This window comes from Pseudomonas graminis (assembly GCF_013201545.1).
Classification (GTDB): domain Bacteria; phylum Pseudomonadota; class Gammaproteobacteria; order Pseudomonadales; family Pseudomonadaceae; genus Aquipseudomonas.
The window spans coordinates 369,161-384,328 of record NZ_CP053746.1 but is presented as its reverse complement, the minus strand read 5'-3'; the positions used below and the strand labels follow the sequence as shown (position 1 = coordinate 384,328).

Genomic DNA, 15,168 nt, shown 5'->3' with positions numbered 1-15,168 from the left:
CTCGGCGGTAATAATAATCCGTTAGTTATGTAGTATTTTTCTGGAATGACTTGAGGGCGCTGGAAGTTGTGGGCTGAATAGTATTACGTGAGAGGCGGGGCAGCCCCCCTTGTTCCAAAGGCGTGGTGTAATGCAATCGCTGTTTGTTGGGTGGTACTGAACCGGCGGCGGTTAAGTGGCGTAGCTTTTTTCCATTCCTGATCCCGTGAGCACGGAGTGAAGGGTTGAAAGTTAATCCTGGTTGTTCGGAAATTTCTGAAAGCGCCGTAGGTCCTTTCGAGCTTTGATATGTAATCAAACTCGTCAAGCGCCCGTCTGTCATTTAACCAAGTGTGTGCGTTCGCCCAGGCTAATCATGGCCTGCAATATTTTATGATTTTTGTTTGCTGGCAGCCCGGACAGATGGGCATATGCTGAGGCCATAACGCTCAAGGTGAAGAGTTGTAAACCATGGGCCCCAGGCAAAATGTTAAAGAGGAACCTGTTATCGCAAGCGTCACGGTAAGCCATGGGTTTGCGCCTGTTCAAACCGGGCGGCGGTGCCAGCAGGTCGTCGATCGACCTTAGGACAACTCGAAGCATCAACCGCCATTTATATAGCCATAAATGCTCAGCGAACTCAGGTTTCAAAATTATCACTTGCGGTCTGGGACATTATGCGGTCACGTACCGAGACTGTATTGACCGTCGTTAAAAATAGTGCGGATAGGGCAGGTTTTGTAGGATTTTTCTGTTGGTTGAGTGAGAAAGGTCTTTGCCTGCTGATCTGCAGGGAGGAGCGCCATGCAAAGCACTAAACGACTAAGCTATTGTGCGGGCTCTGAAAATTCGAACAGCGAAGAATGGACTGCTCATGAATAAAGTGTTGATCGTGGATGATCACCCTGTCATTAGGCTCGCCGTGCGCATGTTGATGGAACGCCATGGCTACGAAGTCATTGCCGAGACGGACAACGGCGTGGATGCGTTACAACTGGCGCGGGAGCACCTGCCGGACATTGTCATTCTGGACATCGGTATCCCCAAGCTCGACGGTCTGGAGGTCATCGCCCGATTGTCGGCCATGACGCTGGCCTTCAAAGTGCTGATCCTGACCTCTCAAGCGCCAGGGCATTTTTCAATGCGCTGCATGCAGGCAGGTGCGGCGGGGTATGTCTGCAAGCAGCAGGATCTGACCGAATTGCTCAGCGCCATCAAGGCCGTGTTGTCCGGTTACAGTTACTTCCCCAACCAGGCACTGCATACGGTGCGCTCCAGTCTCGGCAATGCCAGCGAGGCGGAGATGGTGGATCGTTTGTCGGGAAGGGAAATGATGGTGTTGCAGCAGTTGGCCCGTGGCAAGACCAACAAGGAGATTGCCGACGGCATGTTTCTAAGCAACAAGACCGTCAGCACCTACAAGACGCGTCTGTTGCTCAAGCTCAATGCGCATTCGCTGGTGGACCTCATCGAGCTCGCGCAACGTAACGGGCTGGTTTGATGGCCGTGGAACCTCGTCGGATGAAGGTGCGTCATCAGCTTGGATTTTATTTGCCCAGCCTCTCTGCAGGAGAGGCCTTCAGGCAAGCGTGGCGAGAAACAGTCAGAAATCGAAATCGTAGTCTGCAAGCTGCCTCTGCAACCGACGCTCTTCCAGCAGGTTATCGATGGTGCGGCGCTTGCTAAGATTGGTCTTGGCGGTCTCTACCGGTACGGCTGGGACTTCCTCCGGCTCTTCGATCACGAAGTCGTCGTCGACTTCGATGGTGTCTTTTTCATCGCTCATGATGCAGCCTCAGGCGTGAACAGTCGTTGGCGCCTCTTATAGCGACAAACCTCGCTTGGGTAAAAAAGATTTTTTTAATCGATCAAAGCCCGGAGACGCTATCGTTCAATCGTCAGAGGGCTTGGCCTTGTACTCGCAAAGGTCCTCGATTCTGCAACTGCCACACCTGGGCTTGCGTGCAACGCACACATAACGGCCGTGAAGGATCAGCCAGTGGTGCGCATCCATGAGGTAATCCCTGGGCACGAATTTCATCAGCTTGGTTTCAACTTCCACTACATTCTTCCCAGGCGCAATGCCGGTGCGGTTGCTGACCCGGAAGATATGCGTGTCGACCGCCATTGCCAACTGGCGAAACGCTGTGTTCAGGACGACGTTGGCGGTCTTGCGGCCTACGCCGGGCAGTGCTTCAAGGGCCTCTCGGTTTTGCGGCACTTCCCCTCCGTGCCGTTCAATCAGCAGACGGCACGTTTCGATCACGTTTCGCGCCTTGCTGTTGTAAAGGCCAATGGTCCTGATATACGCAGACAAACCCTCGACACCCAACGCGTAAATCGCCTGAGGCGTATTGGCGACCGGGTAGAGACGCGCCGTAGCCTTGTTGACGCTGACGTCGGTGGCTTGCGCCGAGAGAATCACGGCGATCAGGAGCTCGAATGGCGTGGTGTAGGCCAGTTCCGTTTTTGGATCGGGATTGTCTTCGTGCAGGCGACGAAAGATCTCAAGGCGTTTGACGGCGTTCATGGGGTAGGCGTTTCCTGAGAAGACGGTGCCGAGAGCGCCAGTTCCTGCAACTGAGCGAGCGCGTGCTCTGCCTCGTCGAGGCCGCGCTGCAACTGCACGAGTTGTGCGGCTTGTTCGGCAATCGGCGGGTGGCCAAAGGCTTTCAGCGACTTCAGCAATTGGGCTCTGCTCATCGCGACTTGGGCGCGGGCCCGTTTCAACGCTGCGTCACCGCCGTTGGAAGGGCTGGAACGAAGCCGCGCCAGTGCGGCCTGCGCCGGGTCTGGCTGGACAACAGTGGGGGTGGCAGATCGCAACTGGCGAGCTTGGCGCTCGACCTGGCGTCGCTGTTCATCGCGCTGCAGGCGAGCCGAGCGCGCGTCAAAGCGTTGCCGTGCCCGAGCGCGTTTGACGGCTCTGACTAGTTGTTGCGCCTCATGCATCGCGCAATCACCAATAAACGGCACCGAGGTCGTCGGCAGCGGCAGCATGTCGATGCAGTCGACCGGACAGGGCGCAACGCACAGGTCGCATCCGGTGCATTCCTCAATGATGACGGTGTGCATCAGTTTGGCAGCGCCGACGATCGCGTTCACTGGACAGGCCTGGATGCATTTGGTGCAACCGATACACTCGGCCTCTCGAATAAACGCAACCTGCGCCGGCGCGCTGCCTCTGTCGATGTCAAGTTGCAGGACCGGCACGTTCAGCAGTCGAGCCAGTGCCGCGATGGTCTCGTCGCCACCGGGTGGACACTTATTGATGGCTTCGCCGCTCGCAATGCCTTCGGCGTAGGGCTGGCAGCCTGGATGGCCGCACTTTCCGCATTGGGTTTGCGGCAGCAGGGCGTCGATGCGCTGAATCAGGCTCATGCTTGGACCAGATCGACGACCCGGGCGGGCCGTCGATAACGTGCAGAATGTGACGGTTGGGGTCGGGTTACTTGATGCGCTGACCGGGGATGGCGCCGCTGTCAGGGCTCAGCAGGTAAATCTCTTCACCGCCAGGACCTGCGGCCATCACCATGCCTTCGGAAATACCAAAACGCATTTTGCGCGGCTTCAGGTTGGCGATCATCATGGTCAATCGACCCTCCAGCTCCGCCGGATTCGGGTAGGCGCTCTTGATGCCGGAGAAGACGTTGCGCTTCTCGTCGCCGATGTCCAGCGTCAGGCGTAGCAGCTTGTCGGCGCCTTCAACGTGCTCGGCTTTCTCGATCAGCGCGACCCGCAGGTCAATCGCCGCGAAGGCGTCGAAGTCGATCTCAGGGGAGAGCGGGTCTTTCGTCAGCTCACCATTGCCCTGCGGCGCCGCGCCTGTGTCGGTGGCGCTGGCGGCGAGGTCTTCTTTCGAGGCGTCGGTCATGGCTTCCACTTTAACGGGGTCGATGCGGGTCATCAGCGGCTGGAACGGGTTGAGCTGATGATTGCTCAACAGCGTCTGGTGATCATTCCAGGTCAATGGCGGGACGTTGAGGAACTGCTCGGCGTCTGCGGCCAGGTTCGGCAGCACAGGCTTGAGAAAGATCACCAACTGGCGGAACAGATTGATGCCCAGGGCGCAGATCGCCTGAACCTCGTCTTGTTTACCTTCCTGCTTGGCCAAAGACCAGGGCGCCTTGTCGGCGATCCACGCATTGGCGCGGTCCGCCAGCGCCATGATTTCGCGCATCGCACGGGCAAAGTCACGTGCCTCGTAGGCATCGGCAATGCTTGGCGCTGCGGCATGAAAAGCGTCGGTCAACTCGGGCTCGGCATTGCCGGCCACCAGCAAACCTGCGTTGCCTTTCTGAATGAACCCCGCGCAACGGCTGGCGATGTTTACCACCTTGCCGATCAGGTCAGAGTTAACCTTCTGCACAAAGTCTTCAAGGTTCAGGTCGAGATCGTCGACGCCACGGCCCAGTTTGGCCGCGTAGTAGTAACGCAGGTATTCCGGCGACAGGTGCTCAAGGTACGTGCGTGCCTTGATGAAGGTGCCGCGGGATTTCGACATCTTCTGGCCGTTGACGGTCAGGTAGCCGTGCACGTTGATGCCTGTAGGCTTGCGGAATCCCGAACCTTCGAGCATTGCCGGCCAGAACAGCGCATGGAAGTTGACGATGTCTTTGCCGATGAAGTGGTAAAGCTCGGTGGTCGAGTCCTTGCGCCAGAACGCATCGAAGTCCAGTTCCGGACGGCGCGCACAGAGGTTCTTGAAGCTCGCCATGTAGCCGATGGGAGCATCCAGCCACACGTAGAAATATTTGCCCGGCTCGTCGGGGATTTCGAAGCCAAAATACGGCGCATCGCGGGAGATGTCCCACTGCTGCAGGCCGGAATCGAGCCATTCGGCGATTTTGTTCGCCACGGCGTCCTGCAGCGTGCCGCTTCGCGTCCAGCTTTTGAGCATGGCGTCGAACGCGGGCAGGTCGAAGAAGAAATGCTTGGAGTCCCGAAGCACCGGGGTTGCACCGGAAATCGCGGACTTGGGATCTTTCAGATCAGTCGGGGCGTAGGTCGCGCCGCATTTTTCGCAGTTGTCGCCGTACTGATCCTCGGTGCCGCATTTCGGGCAGGTGCCTTTGATGAAGCGGTCGGCCAGGAACATCTTCTTTTCCGGGTCGAAATATTGCGTCACGGAGCGCGTGGCGATATGGCCGGCGTCGCGAAGGCGTTTGTAGATCTCGCTCGACAGCTCGCGATTTTCTTCGGCATGGGTCGAGTGGAAATTGTCGAAATCCACCAGGAAGTCAGCGAAGTCAGCACTGTGCTCGGCCTGCACGTTGGCGATCAACTGCTCGGGCGTGATGCCTTCTTTCTCGGCGCGCAGCATGATGGCCGAGCCATGGGCGTCATCCGCGCACACGTAAATGCACTGATTGCCGCGGTGCTTTTGAAAGCGCACCCACATGTCGGTCTGGATGTACTCGAGCATGTGGCCAAGGTGAATGGAACCATTGGCATAGGGCAGGGCGCTGGTGACGAGAATCTTGCGTGGCTCGGACATTGGGCTCGGCTACTTGAAGTGAAACGGAGGTCGGCCACTATAAAGGCCTGAGCGTTTTTTTTCATCCCGCGCTGCATGTCGGAATCTGCCGATGTGCTTGAAAGGAAACGTCGTTGCGTTCTTTATCGGGCATACAAGGTAGGATGGCCGCCTGTTTTAGTCAGTCTTTATAGGGAGTCACCCATGAGCGCTGTCAATCGCGCAACGGTGGAAGCCGTCCTTCGCCAGTACACCGATCCTTACATGAATCAGGACCCGGTCAGCGCCGGGTGTGTCCGCGCCATCGAGATCGACGGCGACCGCGTGAGTGTCCACCTGGAACTGGGCTACGCGGCCGCGCTGTTCAAGAACGGCTGGGCGCAGATGCTGCAGATGGCGATTGAAGGATTGGATGGCGTCGCATCGGCCAGCGTCCAGATCACGTCCGTGATTCACTCTCACAAAGCCCTCGGCCAGATCCCCGGCCTGGCCAACGTGAAGAACATCGTTGCCGTTGCGTCGGGCAAGGGTGGCGTCGGTAAATCCACGACGGCGGCGAACCTGGCGTTGGCGCTTTCCCGAGAAGGCGCGCGGGTGGGCATTCTTGATGCCGATATCTACGGCCCGAGCCAGGGCGTCATGTTCGGCATCGCCGAAGGCACCCGCCCGAAGATCAAGGACCAGAAGTGGTTCGTGCCGATCGAGGCCCATGGCATCGAAGTGATGTCCATGGCTTTTCTGACCGACGACAACACACCGATGGTCTGGAGAGGGCCTATGGTGTCGGGTGCGCTGCTGCAACTGGTGACCCAGACCGCCTGGAATGATCTGGATTATCTGGTCATCGATATGCCGCCCGGCACCGGCGATATCCAGCTGACCCTCGCGCAGAAGGTCCCGGTTGCAGGCGCAGTCATTGTCACGACCCCGCAGGACCTCGCGTTGCTGGACGCGAAGAAAGGCGTGGAGATGTTCCGCAAGGTCAACATCCCGGTGCTGGGCGTCGTTGAGAACATGGCCGTGCACATCTGCTCGAACTGCGGGCACGCCGAGCATCTGTTTGGCGAAGGTGGAGGGGAGAGGTTGGCCACGCAGTACGGCGTTGAGCTCTTGGCCTCGCTGCCGTTGTCCATGCTGATTCGCGAGCAGGCCGATGGCGGCAAGCCCACGGCGATTGCCGAGCCGGAGAGTCAGATTGCAATGGTGTATCAAGAATTGGCGCGTCATGTCGGCGCAAGAATCGTGCTGCAGGAAGCCGCGACTGCAGAGATGCCGAACATCTCCGTGAGCGACGATTGATGCGCTAAGGCAGAAGCCTGAAGACGCGATGTGCCGGATGCTCGGCATGTCGCGATGATGAGATTTAAGGTAGAGGGAGCCGGTGGGATGAGCGGAAATGCTTATTTGACAGGCATAAAAAAACCCCGCTTTTAAGGGCGGGGTCTTTTAAGCGAATCAGGACAAGTTAGATAACTTGAACTTCTTCAGCTTGCATGCCTTTCTGACCGCGGGTAGCGATGAAAGAGACCTGTTGGCCTTCTTTCAGGCTTTTGAAGCCGTCAGATTGGATAGCTTTGAAGTGAACGAACAGGTCGTCACCGGATTGTGGAGTGATGAAGCCGAAGCCTTTTTCATCGTTGAACCACTTAACGGTACCAGTTTGGCGATTAGACATGGTGTATCTCCTTGGACAAAGTTAACTGCGACTCAGGAAGTGCCCTGGCCGAGACTGAGTGCAAAGAGCAGGAAAAATTCTTGGAGATGGTTGGATCGAAATTCAACATCGTGTAGATATTCTCAGTGACACAAGCAACACAGTGGAGCCACCTTACCCCTTTTTCTCGGATGTGCAAAGGGGCTGCTTACGATTTTTTCTTGAGGTGGCTCAACGCCTTTAATGCGCCGGGTGCGCAATCTTTGAACCCGGGGCGTTCGACCGGTAAGATGCCGGACATCTTTTTTACCTCGCTATTCAGGACACCGCCATGAGCATCAAATCGGACAAGTGGATTCGCCGCATGGCGCAGGAACACGGCATGATCGAGCCGTTCGTGGAGCGTCAGGTGCGCGGCGAAGGCGCTGATCGAGTGATCTCTTTCGGCGTTTCCAGCTATGGCTACGACGTGCGTTGCGCGGACGAATTCAAGGTCTTCACCAACATCAATTCGGCCACTGTGGACCCGAAAAACTTCGATGAAAAAAGTTTTGTCGACGTTAAAAGCGATGTCTGCATCATCCCGCCGAACTCGTTTGCACTGGCGCGCACCGTCGAATATTTCCGCATCCCGCGCAACGTGCTGACCATCTGTCTGGGCAAGAGCACCTACGCCCGCTGCGGCATCATCGTCAACGTGACGCCGCTTGAACCTGAATGGGAAGGCCACGTGACGCTGGAATTCTCCAACACCACCACTTTGCCGGCGAAAATCTACGCCAACGAAGGCGTCGCACAGATGCTGTTTCTGGAATCCGACGAAGAGTGCGAAGTGTCCTACAAGGACCGTGGTGGCAAGTATCAAGGCCAACGCGGCGTGACGCTGCCCCGTACGTAATCACGCCATTTGTCAGCCACTCACTGAATTTGTCTCGAAATCCGCACTCTACTGACTGAACTGTTTCCATCCGCACCATGCGGATGGGGCCAACGCTCAGGAGTGCCCTATGAAGAGACACATCAACACCAGCAGCAATCAAACTGACCCGAGTCCCAATCAGGTTGGGTTGCTGGCTTGGTCGCTGTTAGCGCATCCACATCTTGATAACATGGTCGCCGGGGGCATTCCCGGGCAGCCAGACCCAGACAGTCCAAACGAATACCCTCAACCTGACGAAGGTGGCGTGCCGACAATCCCGGACGAGCCGCCACCCGCGCCGGTTGCCTGATTCATGTCCCGTCGGTGCCTGGCATCGGCGGGAGCACCTCCCTCGCCATTCATAGCGCCTCCCACACCGCTCCATCTCCCACCACATAGATCTTGCTGTTTTCAGCCCGATCTATATTCATCCCTCCCGTAAACGCGCCGAACGCTGGCAGCAGGCTTATCCGTGGCAGCACGTAGAAGCACGGCAGCCGTAATCGCTGACGTCCTCGTCCGTATAGTCGATAAGCCGGATGCACATGCCCCGCCAGAACGTGAAAGTCCGGGTGGGGATCAGGTTCGTGCTGCAGCGCATACGGCCCCAGAAACATCGGCTCCTCGACGACGTCCATGCGCAACGCCGGTGGCGGGTCCCCTGCACGCTTGTCATGGTTCCCCCGAATCAGGGTGATTGCCAGATCGTGGTGTTTATCGCGCCATGCCTGAATGGCCGCCAGCGTGCCAGCCGCATGGGATTCCGGAGCATGAAGAAAATCCCCCAGAAAGATCAACCGATCGCAGTCGTAGCTCGCCAGCAGTGCATCCAGGCGCTGAAGGTTATCGTCGGTGGTGCCATGGGGCACTGGCTGGCCCAGTCGTCGGTAGGCAGCGGCCTTGCCGAAGTGGGCGTCGGCGATCAATAGCGCGCGCTCCGCCGGGTAATAAATGGCTTTGTCCGCCAGTAACCACAACTCCGCACCTGCCAGCTGAATCGAAAGATACGGCCTCACGTCATGACCTCAGGTCCGGCGGCTTTTTCCAGATCGCTGACCATGCGTGCGATGCGGTCGGAGAGTTTTTCGGTGCTGAGGCTTTCGCGCATGCGTTCGACCAGCAGCGGGAAGGCCATCGGGGTGGGGCGTTTGATCACGTGCAAATCCAGGGTCCGGTTGTTGATGCGGCGGAGGGTCTGTTCGAGCCGGGCCACATCGAGTTCTTGCCGCAGCACTTCTTCCTGCGCCTGGGTCAGCAACAGGTTGCCTGCGTCGTACTGTTTGAACACTTCGAAAAACAAGCCGCTGGAGGCCTGCAACTGTCGGTTACTTTTGGGGGCGCCGGGGTAGCCTGAGAATACCAGCCCAGCGATGCGGGCAATTTCACGAAAACGGCGCAGTGCCAGTTCGCCGGCGTTCAGGCTGGCAATGATATCGGCCAGCAGCGCTTCTTCGGAAAACAGCTGAGTCGTCAGGCGCTCATTCCAGTCGATCGGGGTGGCGCTGAGCAGCTCGAAGCCGTAGTCGTTCACGGCGATCGAGAAGGTCAGCGGCATGTCACGGCTCAGCCGCCACGCCAGCAGGCTTGCCAACCCCAGGTGCACATGCCGCCCGGCGAAGGGGTAGAGAAACAAATGCCAGCCTTCCCGGGATTTAAGGACTTCCGCCAGCAGCGTGTCCTTGCGCGGCAACGCTGACCATTGCCGTTGCACTTCCAGCAGCGGGCTGACGATGTGCATCTCGGGGCTGCTGAAATCACCTCGCGCTGCCGCATCGAATTTCTCGACAACGGCGTCGGCCAGTTCGTTCGAGAGCGGCATCCGTCCGCCATTCCAACGTGGGACGGCGGCTTTTTTGCCTGTAGCCTTTTTCACGTACGCGGTCATGTTCTCCACGCGCACCAGTTCCAGCAGACGGCCGCTGAACAGAAAGCCGTCTCCCGGTTTCAGTCGGGCGATAAAACCTTCTTCGACGCTGCCGAGGGATCCGCCTCCGCCGCCCTTGCTCCAATATTTCACGTTAATGCTGGCGTCGCTGACGATGGTGCCCACGCTCATGCGGTGGCGGCGGGCGAGGCGTGCATCAGGGACGCGCCAGATCCCGTCTTCGTCCGGCTCGACGCGACGATAATCCGGGTATGCGGTCAGCGACAGGCCGCCATAGCGCACGAACGCCAGCGCCCATTCCCACTCTTCGTCGGTCAGATCGCGATAGGCCCATGCGGTGCGAACTTCGGCCAATAACGCGTCGGGGGTGAAGCCGCCACCTAGCGCCATGCTCACCAGATGTTGTACGAGGACATCCAGCGGCTTGTGGGGTGATTCCCGGGGTTCGATCAGACGCGCGTTGACGGCGTCGCGGGCCGCGGCAGCCTCGACCAGTTCCAGGCTGTGGGTCGGCACCAGCGTGACCCGAGACGGCCGACCTGGCGCGTGACCCGAACGCCCCGCACGCTGCGTCAACCGCGCGACGCCCTTGGCCGAGCCGATCTGCAACACACGCTCAACCGGCAGAAAATCCACGCCCAAGTCTAGGCTGGAGGTGCAGACCACGGCTTTCAGGTGGCCTTCTTTCAGCGCGCGTTCAACCCAGTCGCGGACCTCTCGGGACAGCGAGCCGTGATGCAGCGCGATCAGCCCGGCCCAGTCCGGACGGGCTTCCAGCAATGCCTGATACCAGACTTCTGACTGCGCGCGGGTATTGGTGAACAGCAGGCAACTGGAACTGCTGTCCACTTCGGCCAGCACTTGAGGCAGCATGCGCAAACCCATGTGCCCGGCCCAGGGGAAGCGCTCGATGGACGGCGGCAGCAGCGTGTCGACGATCAATTCCTTGACCACTTTGCCGTGAACGGTGGTGCCGTGATCGCCCACCAGCACCTGTTGCGCGTGCGCCTGGTTGCCGAGTGTCGCGGAAAGTCCCCAGATAACCAACTCCGGATTCCATTGGCGCAGCCTGGCCAGCGCCAGTTGCAATTGAATCCCGCGCTTGTTGCCGATCAACTCGTGCCATTCGTCGACGACCACCATCTTTAGGGTCGACATCGTCGCCTGGGCGTCGGCGCGGGTCAGCAGCAGCGTCAGGCTTTCCGGTGTGGTGATCAGCGCGGAGGGCAGGCGGCGGCCCTGTTTGGCGCGTTCGCCGCTGCTGGTGTCACCCGTGCGAAGGCCGACGCTCCACGGAATCTGCAAATCCTGCAGCGGGCCTTCCAGCGCCCGGGCGGTGTCCGCGGCGAGGGCACGCATGGGGGTAATCCACAGCACGCTGAGGGGCGCGGCGACGGGTTTGCGCTTGCGCGGCTTCAGCTCGGTCGATTGGGGTGCAGGCCGGGCGAACTGGTTGAGGGCGGCAAACCACACCGAGTACGTCTTGCCCGCGCCGGTGCTGGCGTGCAGGAGGCCCGACTCGCCGCGAGCAATGGCGGCCCAGACTTCTTTCTGGAAGGGAAAGGGTTTCCAGCCACGCTCGGCGAACCAGCGCTTGGCGAAATTGACAGCTTTTGGCATGCGCAGGCTCTGGGAGGGGTTAAGTCAGAGACCGCCGGGAGGGTGGAATAGTTTGATGGAATATCCGTTTGGATCGATTGTTGTCGGGCAGAGATGTACCGGCTGTATCGGGCATTGTGGGAGCGAGCTTGCTCGCGAATTCGGCGGGTCAGCAACAGGTAGGCTGACTGACAGAATGCCTTCGCGAGCAAGCTCGCTCCCACGGGTTATGCATGCGCGCCTTACAACGGTGAGGCGTCAGGCCCGCAATTACTTCAAATTCCCACTCAGAAACTGCTGCAAGCGCTCGCTCTTCGGGCTCCCAAGCACGTCGTCAGGGTGGCCCATTTCTTCGATCTGGCCCTGGTGCAGAAACACCACCTGATTCGCCACCTTGCGGGCGAAGCCCATTTCGTGGGTCACCAGAATCATGGTCCGGCCTTCTTCAGCCAGGCCCTGAATCACCTTCAAGACTTCGCCGACCAGCTCGGGGTCGAGCGCCGAGGTGGGCTCATCGAACAACATGATTTCCGGTTCCATCGCCAGCGCGCGGGCGATGGCCACACGTTGTTGCTGGCCGCCGGACAGGAATGCCGGGTATTGATCGGCGACGCGTGCGGGCAGACCGACCTTGTCCAGGTACTTGTGCGCGCGGGCCTCGGCTTCGGCCTTCGACACGCCCAGCACCCGGCGCGGGGCCATGGTGATGTTTTCCAGCACCGTCATGTGGCTCCACAGGTTGAAATGCTGGAACACCATCGCCAGCCGCGTGCGAATCCGCTGCAGCTCGGCCGGGTCGGCAACGCGCATACCGCCGGTGTCGCTGACCATGCGCACAGGCTGGCCGTCCAGGCTCATGGCGCCGTCATTGGGTTGCTCGAGAAAATTGATGCAGCGCAAGAACGTGCTCTTGCCCGAGCCGCTGGCGCCGATCAGGCAAATCACGTCGCCGACGCTGGCCTTGAGCGACACCCCTTTGAGCACCTCGTGGTCGCCGTAGCTTTTATGCAGGCCATCGATGGTCAGTTTGTACATGACGGGCAGTCCTCAAGGAGAAAGTAAGTAGCCGCTGCGGTAGGCTTCGGTGCCGGCGACATGGGCGATCACCATGCCGGCGGTCGCCATGCGTCGCAATGAGCGGGCGTACATAAGGCCCGCGTTGGCTGTGTGGATGGGGGTCACTGTGTCGCTGATCGGGTCGATGACCTCAGCGATCAACTGCCCCGCCTCGACGTATTCGCCGGGCAGTGTGCAGAACACCAGCAGACCGCCGACCGGCGTAGCGACAGGTTCGACGCCCGCCAGCGGGGTCGCCGGGTAAATCAGTTCAGGAGGCACAACCGGCTCGCCGACAATGGCGCCGCGGTGCATCAGGTAGCTGATGATTGCCTGACAATCGCGGCTGGCCAGGGCGTGATTGACGTCCCCCTGACCGCGCAACTCCAGGGTCACGGAGAAACTGCCCATCGGAATCGGGAAGCGTTTGGCAAAACGCTGCTGCAGTTGCCACCAGACCAGCGTGAAGCATTCGTCGAACGACTGCCCGCCGGAATCGGTTGCCAGCAGGCTCGCCTGTGCGCCGAGGTAACGCGACAGCGGCTCGACCTGGGGCCAGGCCTCAGGCGTGGTGTACAGGTGCTCGACGGATTCGAAATCACAATGCAGGTCCAGCACCACGTCGGCGTCACAGGCCAGCCGTTGCAACGTCAGGCGCTGGGACTCCAGCTGGGTGCTGCCGACGCAGTTATGCAGTGCGGCCAGCAAGGTTTTGCGAATCAGCGTGACGTTGTCTTCGGGGTTATCGGTCAGTAGCGCTTCGACTTCATCACCCACCTGCTGACCGAGGTCGACGAAGCGGCGGTTGAAGTTCTGCCCGCTCTCTAGCTCGTAGCGGCCCAGCGGCATGTCCATCAGAACCTGCTCCAGACCGACGGGGTTGGCCACGGGAACGACCACGACTTCGCCGAGCAGCTGACCGGCGTTTTCGAGTTCGGCCAGCCGTTGCTTCAAATACCAGGACACCAGCATGCCCGGCAGCTCGTCGGCGTGCAGGGACGACTGGATGTAAACCTTGCAGGCGCCGTTTTCCGGGCCGTAGTGAAAGCTGTGGATCTGCCGCGCGGTGCCGGGCACCGGGGCCAGCAGATCATGGGTCTGGTGTCGCATGCAGGGTTCCTAGTGAGTCGGGCCGAGGAAGGCCAGCCAGCGGCGTTCCGCCAGTCGGAACAGGCCCACCAGAATGAACGTGACCGTGAGATAGATCAGCGCCGCGATGCCGAACGACTGGAAGGTCAGGAAGGTGGCCGAGTTGGCGTCGCGCGCGACCTTGAGGACGTCCGGCACAGTGGCGGTGAAGGCCACGGTGGTCGAGTGCAGCATCAGGATCACTTCGTTGCTGTAATAAGGCAGCGAACGGCGCAGCGCCGACGGCATGATCACGTAGGCGTACAAGCGCCAGCCGGTCAGGCCGTAAGCCTTGGCCGCCTCGACTTCACCGTGGTTCATGCTGCGAATGGCACCAGCGAAGATTTCGGTGGTGTAGGCGCAGGTGTTCAGCGCGAAGGCGAGGATGGTGCAGTTCATGGCGTCGCGGAAGAACGCGCCCAGCATCGGCTGCTCCCGTACGGCGGCGATGCTGTAGATCCCGGTGTAGCAAATCAGCAACTGGATATACAGCGGCGTTCCGCGGAACAGGTAGGTGTAGAACTGCACCGGCCAGCGCACCAGCGGATTGCGCGACACGCGGGCGATGGACAGCGGAATCGACACGATAAAACCGATGGCGATGGAGGCACTGAGCAGCCACATCGTCATGGCCAGGCCGGTGATGTTCTGGCCGTCCGTATAAAGGAAGGCGCGCCAGTATTCCTGCAGCAACTCGATCATCGTTGAGCCTCCCGGCTGCCAGCGGCATAGCGCCGTTCGGCCCAGCGCAGGGCGAAGTTGGACACGCTGGTGATGACCAGATAGATCAGTGCCGCGAGTACCAGGAAGTAAAACAGCTGATACGTGCTTTTACCCGCGTCCTGCGCGGCCTTGACCAGATCGGCCAGACCGATGATCGACACCAGCGCAGTGGCCTTGAGCACCACTTGCCAGTTGTTGCCGATGCCGGGCAGGGCGAAGCGCATCATCTGCGGAAACACCACCATGCGAAACCGTTGCGAACGGCTGAGCCCGTAGGCCGTGGCGGCTTCGACCTGACCGCGCGGTACGGCAAGGATCGCGCCGCGGAAGGTCTCGGTGAAATACGCGCCATAGATGAAGCCCAACGTAATGACGCCGGCAGAGAAAGGGTCGATCTCGATGTAATCCCATTCCATCGCTTCGGTAAGCGTGGTCAGCCAGGTTTGCAGGCTGTAGAAAATCAACAGCATCAGCACCAAGTCCGGTATACCCCGGATCAGCGTGGTGTAGATCTGGGCCGGAACGCGCAGCACGGCGGCTTTTGACAGTTTGGCACTGGCGCCCAGCAGGCCGAGCACAATGGCCAGCAGCAGCGACATTACCGATAATTTGACGGTCATCCAGGTGCCTTGCAGCAACAGCGGGCCGAAGCCTTTCAGGCTGAATGCTGACAGTCCCAGGTTTTGCAGGAGAGTTTCGAACATGTGCAACCTATACAGTCAATAAAAACGCCCGTTAACTTCAGCAGC

The 15,168-nt window shown here is 59.6% G+C and carries 15 protein-coding genes; 4 read left to right on the top strand and 11 right to left on the bottom strand.

What is annotated here, in order from left to right; all coding sequences use genetic code 11:
- Nucleotides 1–853 precede the first annotated feature (853 nt).
- Nucleotides 854–1,480: a response regulator transcription factor gene (locus FX982_RS01800; protein WP_037012286.1), complete on the top strand. Its 627-nt coding sequence runs from the start codon at nt 854–856 to the stop codon at nt 1,478–1,480.
- Between the two features lie 102 nt (nt 1,481–1,582).
- On the opposite strand, the gene FX982_RS01795 is transcribed toward FX982_RS01800, so the two are convergent.
- The 4 genes from FX982_RS01795 to metG form a co-directional block, all read right to left on the bottom strand.
- The gene (locus FX982_RS01795) at nt 1,583–1,765 is read right to left on the bottom strand and encodes a PA3496 family putative envelope integrity protein (RefSeq protein ID WP_172609428.1); all 183 of its coding nucleotides are present in this window, start codon (nt 1,763–1,765) and stop codon (nt 1,583–1,585) included.
- 105 nt (nt 1,766–1,870) lie between these two features.
- Nucleotides 1,871–2,509, bottom strand: a complete 639-nt coding sequence (gene nth / locus FX982_RS01790; RefSeq protein WP_172609427.1) for an endonuclease III — start codon at nt 2,507–2,509, stop codon at nt 1,871–1,873.
- Nucleotides 2,506–3,360 (bottom strand): electron transport complex subunit RsxB, encoded by an 855-nt coding sequence (gene rsxB / locus FX982_RS01785; protein ID WP_172609426.1) that lies wholly within the window; start codon nt 3,358–3,360, stop codon nt 2,506–2,508. The genes nth and rsxB overlap by 4 nt, the downstream gene beginning before the upstream one ends.
- Nucleotides 3,361–3,427: 67 nt before the next feature.
- Nucleotides 3,428–5,476 carry a methionine--tRNA ligase gene (gene metG, locus FX982_RS01780; protein ID WP_172609425.1) on the bottom strand — a complete coding sequence of 683 codons (2,049 nt, stop codon included), beginning with the start codon at nt 5,474–5,476 and terminating at the stop codon, nt 3,428–3,430.
- Nucleotides 5,477–5,659: 183 nt separating this feature from the next.
- Between metG and apbC the strand changes: the two genes are divergently transcribed.
- Complete coding sequence (gene apbC / locus FX982_RS01775; RefSeq protein WP_172609424.1) at nt 5,660–6,754, top strand: iron-sulfur cluster carrier protein ApbC; 1,095 nt, start codon at nt 5,660–5,662, stop codon at nt 6,752–6,754.
- 166 nt (nt 6,755–6,920) lie between these two features.
- Here the strand turns inward: apbC and FX982_RS01770 are convergent, their stop codons facing one another.
- Nucleotides 6,921–7,130: a cold-shock protein gene (locus FX982_RS01770; protein WP_002554837.1), complete on the bottom strand. Its 210-nt coding sequence runs from the start codon at nt 7,128–7,130 to the stop codon at nt 6,921–6,923.
- Between the two features lie 310 nt (nt 7,131–7,440).
- On the opposite strand from FX982_RS01770, the gene dcd reads away from it, so the two are divergent.
- Both dcd and FX982_RS01760 read left to right on the top strand, forming a co-directional pair.
- A complete protein-coding gene (dcd, locus tag FX982_RS01765; RefSeq protein ID WP_074889011.1) occupies nt 7,441–8,007 on the top strand; it encodes a dCTP deaminase in 567 nt (188 codons plus the stop codon).
- 109 nt (nt 8,008–8,116) lie between these two features.
- A complete protein-coding gene (locus FX982_RS01760) occupies nt 8,117–8,338 on the top strand; it encodes a hypothetical protein (protein WP_122536116.1) in 222 nt (73 codons plus the stop codon).
- Nucleotides 8,339–8,387: 49 nt separating this feature from the next.
- On the opposite strand, the gene pdeM is transcribed toward FX982_RS01760, so the two are convergent.
- The 6 genes from pdeM to FX982_RS01730 form a co-directional block, all read right to left on the bottom strand.
- On the bottom strand, nt 8,388–9,044 hold the full coding sequence (pdeM, locus tag FX982_RS01755; protein ID WP_172609423.1) for a ligase-associated DNA damage response endonuclease PdeM: 657 nt from the start codon (nt 9,042–9,044) through the stop codon (nt 8,388–8,390).
- Nucleotides 9,041–11,533, bottom strand: coding sequence for a ligase-associated DNA damage response DEXH box helicase (locus FX982_RS01750; RefSeq protein ID WP_172609422.1), 2,493 nt, complete (start codon nt 11,531–11,533; stop codon nt 9,041–9,043). Before FX982_RS01750 ends, pdeM begins: the two co-directional genes overlap by 4 nt.
- Nucleotides 11,534–11,782: 249 nt before the next feature.
- A complete protein-coding gene (locus tag FX982_RS01745) occupies nt 11,783–12,547 on the bottom strand; it encodes an ABC transporter ATP-binding protein (RefSeq protein WP_172609421.1) in 765 nt (254 codons plus the stop codon).
- Between the two features lie 12 nt (nt 12,548–12,559).
- The gene (locus tag FX982_RS01740) at nt 12,560–13,678 is read right to left on the bottom strand and encodes a succinylglutamate desuccinylase/aspartoacylase family protein (protein ID WP_172609420.1); all 1,119 of its coding nucleotides are present in this window, start codon (nt 13,676–13,678) and stop codon (nt 12,560–12,562) included.
- A gap of 9 nt (nt 13,679–13,687) precedes the next feature.
- The gene (locus tag FX982_RS01735; RefSeq protein WP_172609419.1) at nt 13,688–14,398 is read right to left on the bottom strand and encodes an ABC transporter permease; all 711 of its coding nucleotides are present in this window, start codon (nt 14,396–14,398) and stop codon (nt 13,688–13,690) included.
- The gene (locus FX982_RS01730; protein WP_172609418.1) at nt 14,395–15,123 is read right to left on the bottom strand and encodes an ABC transporter permease; all 729 of its coding nucleotides are present in this window, start codon (nt 15,121–15,123) and stop codon (nt 14,395–14,397) included. Before FX982_RS01730 ends, FX982_RS01735 begins: the two co-directional genes overlap by 4 nt.
- Nucleotides 15,124–15,168: the final 45 nt, after the last annotated feature.

What these genes read in the sequence shown, in the direction of transcription:
- metG (WP_172609425.1), bottom strand. Translation starts at nt 5,476, where the DNA reads ATGTCCGAGCCACGCAAGATTCTCGTCACCAGCGCCCTGCCCTATGCC.
- FX982_RS01740 (WP_172609420.1), bottom strand. Translation starts at nt 13,678, where the DNA reads ATGCGACACCAGACCCATGATCTGCTGGCCCCGGTGCCCGGCACCGCG.
- FX982_RS01795 (WP_172609428.1), bottom strand. Translation starts at nt 1,765, where the DNA reads ATGAGCGATGAAAAAGACACCATCGAAGTCGACGACGACTTCGTGATC.
- FX982_RS01760 (WP_122536116.1), top strand. Translation starts at nt 8,117, where the DNA reads ATGAAGAGACACATCAACACCAGCAGCAATCAAACTGACCCGAGTCCC.
- FX982_RS01800 (WP_037012286.1), top strand. Translation starts at nt 854, where the DNA reads ATGAATAAAGTGTTGATCGTGGATGATCACCCTGTCATTAGGCTCGCC.
- FX982_RS01730 (WP_172609418.1), bottom strand. Translation starts at nt 15,123, where the DNA reads ATGTTCGAAACTCTCCTGCAAAACCTGGGACTGTCAGCATTCAGCCTG.
- nth (WP_172609427.1), bottom strand. Translation starts at nt 2,509, where the DNA reads ATGAACGCCGTCAAACGCCTTGAGATCTTTCGTCGCCTGCACGAAGAC.
- rsxB (WP_172609426.1), bottom strand. Translation starts at nt 3,360, where the DNA reads ATGAGCCTGATTCAGCGCATCGACGCCCTGCTGCCGCAAACCCAATGC.
- FX982_RS01770 (WP_002554837.1), bottom strand. Translation starts at nt 7,130, where the DNA reads ATGTCTAATCGCCAAACTGGTACCGTTAAGTGGTTCAACGATGAAAAA.
- dcd (WP_074889011.1), top strand. Translation starts at nt 7,441, where the DNA reads ATGAGCATCAAATCGGACAAGTGGATTCGCCGCATGGCGCAGGAACAC.
- FX982_RS01735 (WP_172609419.1), bottom strand. Translation starts at nt 14,398, where the DNA reads ATGATCGAGTTGCTGCAGGAATACTGGCGCGCCTTCCTTTATACGGAC.
- FX982_RS01750 (WP_172609422.1), bottom strand. Translation starts at nt 11,533, where the DNA reads ATGCCAAAAGCTGTCAATTTCGCCAAGCGCTGGTTCGCCGAGCGTGGC.
- FX982_RS01745 (WP_172609421.1), bottom strand. Translation starts at nt 12,547, where the DNA reads ATGTACAAACTGACCATCGATGGCCTGCATAAAAGCTACGGCGACCAC.
- apbC (WP_172609424.1), top strand. Translation starts at nt 5,660, where the DNA reads ATGAGCGCTGTCAATCGCGCAACGGTGGAAGCCGTCCTTCGCCAGTAC.